This window comes from Thalassobacterium sedimentorum (assembly GCF_031127905.1).
Classification (GTDB): Bacteria; Verrucomicrobiota; Verrucomicrobiia; order Opitutales; family Coraliomargaritaceae; genus Thalassobacterium; species Thalassobacterium sedimentorum.
Map to the genome: position 1 here is coordinate 1 of NZ_JARXIC010000082.1, position 2,401 is coordinate 2,401.

Genomic DNA, 2,401 nt, shown 5'->3' on the forward strand with positions numbered 1-2,401 from the left:
TGACGCACGTAGAATCAGCCCGGGATCGCGAATCTTCCACCTACGCTCTTCGAGCTACGGCGGACATGCCGCATTCGCCGCAGCAGAGTCAGCCCACTCACGCGTAGAGCCGACTACGTCGGAAACCGCTTATCACCCCTTATCACACGCTTATAATAAAACCTCTCACACGCAGATCCCTCCAGCAGCGTTGCAAGATAAGCGGTCCATTAGCGGTAATAAGCGGTTAAAAAAACATCAGACTCAGCCCACTCACACGCAGAGCCGACTACGTCGGAAACCGCTTATCACCGCTTATCACACGCTTATAAAAAGAATCCTCTCACACGCAGATTTATCTAACAGCGTTGTAAGATAAGCGGTCCATCAGCGGGAATAAGCGGTAAAAAAAACATCAGAGTCAGCCCACTCACACGTAGATCCGACTACGTCGGGAACCGCTTATCACCGCTTATCACACGCTTATAATAAAACCGCTCACACGCAGATTCCTCCAGCAGTGCTGCAAGATAAGCGGTCCATTAGCGGTAATAAGCGGTTAAAAAACGTCTGATAGCATTTCATTTTTCAATTTTTTCCCGGACCAGTCGTTCATTCGTAGCGACGTCGGACAGGGCGACAGAGTCAACCCTGCTACCTTAGGCACCTTCAGACTTCCGCCCTCAGTCCTCCGCCCTCAGTCCTCCGCCCTCAACACCACGCATATGGCAGCTGAAGCAGCCACTACGCATCCATAGTTGACGACGCAGCGACTGTCGCACATCTTAAAAGCGTGCCCCCAAAAGTTGAACCAGCAGTGCCCATCACCCCGCCTGATCAATGGGTGGACGCTTATGGCGATTACCTCTACGGCTTTGCCATGTCGCGGCTACGAAATCCCGAAGCGGCAGCCGATTGTTTACAAGACACCTTTCTCGCCGGCATCAAGGCGCTCGATCGTTTCGATGGCAGCCGCGATATTAAATTCTGGCTGCGCGGCATCATGCGCAACAAAATCGTCGATCAAATCCGCAAGTCCATCAAAGAAAACAAGGTCGATATCGACGCCGAAGATGAAGCTCTCCTCGAGAGTTTCTGGTATAAATACACTGGGATCGCCACCACCACCCCCGATCCCTGGCAATTCAATCCGCGCAAATATTACGACAACAGCGAGTTCTGGGTCGTCTTTGAAAAATGCATCGCACAAGTCAAGGATCCCGCACGTAAAGCCTTCGTGCTACGAGTGCTCGAAGACCAAACTACGGAAGAAGTTTGTAAGGCAATGGACCTCACTCCGAATTATTTATGGGTGCTCTTACATCGAGCACGCGAGCAACTCAAAGTCCTCCTCGAAGCCAACTGGACGGGGAAAGACGCTAACTAATTCACGTTCAAATGTTTACCTGCAAACAAGTATCCAAGGCACTGTCCAAAGAGGATTACGAAAAGCTGTCGCCCACCCGGCGCTTCTTTTTACGTCTGCATGTCAAATTATGTATCTTTTGCGGTAAATTTAACCGTCAAGTCATGGATTCACAAGACATGTGCCGTTGCTACAAGCAACACGAAGAAAAAATAGCCGAGCAGCGTCCCAAACTGGACAATGCCAAAAAAGATCAGTTAAAAAAACTCTTAGCAGCTCAATCCAAAGCCAACAAGCCCTAGCGCTCCTAAATCTCAGCTATTTTCCACCTCCCCCCTCTCCGTGCCCAGTTCGCTCACATCCAACGCCTCCTCCCAGCGCCTTGATCGCTGGCTTTGGGCAGTGCGTGTGTATAAGACACGCAGTGATGCCGCCGAGGCCTGCCGCGGCTCAGCGGTCCGTCTCAACGGCAGCATCGCCAAGCCCTCCGCCAAAGTACGCATCGGCGACATGATCGTCGCCCGCACCAAGGCACTCACCCGCACTCTACACGTACTCGCTCTCACCGAAAATCGAATAGGTGCCCCCCTCGTGCCCGAGCATCTCGACGACCAAACCCCAGAATCCGAATACGAAAAAGCCCGCGAAAAGCGAGCCAATGCCAGGGTCTTCAGCCACAAAGGCAGCGGACGCCCCACCAAGAAAGATCGCCGAGACATCGAGAAGCTCATCGGCAACGACTAAGCTGAGAAGCCCCCCTCGTAGTGGCGAGCTTCAGCCGCCATCCGCCACCCCAGCCCACTCAAACGCAGAGCCGACTACGTCGGAAACCGCTTATCACCCCTTATCACACGCTTATAATAAAACCTCTCACACACAGATTCATCCAGCAGCGTTGCAAGATAAGCGGTCCATAAGCGGTGATAAGCGGTAAAAAAAACATCAGACTCAGCCCGCTCAAACGCAGAGCCGACTACGTCGGAAACCGCTTATCACCCCTGATGACACGCTTATAATAAAATCTCTCACATACAGATTCCTCTAACAGCGTTGTAA

General features: G+C 52.1%; 3 protein-coding genes. All 3 read left to right on the plus strand.

Annotated features, from left to right (window positions below; genetic code table 11):
* Positions 1-772: 772 nt before the first annotated feature.
* Genes QEH59_RS18360 through QEH59_RS18370 form a run of 3 tightly spaced genes read left to right on the plus strand, consistent with a single transcriptional unit; the run spans position 773 to position 2,089 of the window.
* On the plus strand, positions 773-1,366 hold the full coding sequence (locus tag QEH59_RS18360) for a sigma-70 family RNA polymerase sigma factor (protein ID WP_308986840.1): 594 nt from the start codon (positions 773-775) through the stop codon (positions 1,364-1,366).
* Positions 1,367-1,377: 11 nt separating this feature from the next.
* Positions 1,378-1,647 (plus strand): hypothetical protein, encoded by a 270-nt coding sequence (locus QEH59_RS18365; RefSeq protein ID WP_308986841.1) that lies wholly within the window; start codon positions 1,378-1,380, stop codon positions 1,645-1,647.
* Positions 1,648-1,687: 40 nt separating this feature from the next.
* The gene (locus QEH59_RS18370; RefSeq protein WP_308986842.1) at positions 1,688-2,089 is read left to right on the plus strand and encodes an RNA-binding S4 domain-containing protein; all 402 of its coding nucleotides are present in this window, start codon (positions 1,688-1,690) and stop codon (positions 2,087-2,089) included.
* The last annotated feature ends 312 nt before the right edge of the window (positions 2,090-2,401 follow it).